The 561-nt window shown below is 78.8% G+C and carries 1 protein-coding gene; it reads right to left on the bottom strand.

Translation table 11 applies throughout. The annotated features are described in order from the left end of the window. On the bottom strand, positions 1 to 561 hold a 561-nt coding region (locus tag AB8Z36_RS41775; RefSeq protein ID WP_369218531.1), incomplete at both ends, for a tetratricopeptide repeat protein.

The following is a 561-nucleotide window of genomic DNA, read 5'->3' as shown; positions in this document are numbered from 1 at the left end:
CGAGCACCGAGGTGTACATCTGGTGCGCCTCGAAGTGCCGCCCGAGCTGGCCGAGTACGTACGCCATCTCCTGGCGGGCGGCCAGCGTCTCCGGGTGCTCGGCACCGAGGGAGCGCTCCCGCCCCTGCGCCACGCGCGTGTACTCGCGCAGCGCGTCGGCGGCGCGGCCCGTGCGGCTGAGCGTGAAGCCGACCTCGTACCGGCTGGCGAGGGTGTCGGGGTGGTCGGGCCCGAGGGCGTGCTCGCGCTCGGCGGCGACGGCGCGGTGCACCTCGCCCGCCTCGGTCCAGCGCCCGAGCCTGCCCAGGCTGAGGCCCGCGTTGTGGCGGCCGGCCAGGGTGGCGAGCAGCTCCGGCGGCGGCGCGGGCCGTTCGGGCTGCCGGGGCGCGGCGGCCCGGCGCGCGTCGAGACGCGGAATCCACTCACCGGTCAGGCCCGCCGCCGCGTCGGGCGGGGTGCTGCGCAGCACCCCGCCACCGCCCGCCTTGAGCCCGGTGGTCATGCCCCGCGTCCAGGACGGCAGCCGGGGTTCCCGGGAGGGCTGGGGGGCGTGCGCGGGGT

The organism is Streptomyces flavofungini (genome assembly GCF_041028215.1).
In the GTDB taxonomy this organism is placed as follows: domain Bacteria; phylum Actinomycetota; class Actinomycetes; order Streptomycetales; family Streptomycetaceae; genus Streptomyces; species Streptomyces flavofungini_B.
This window is presented reverse-complemented; position numbering and strand designations above follow the sequence as displayed.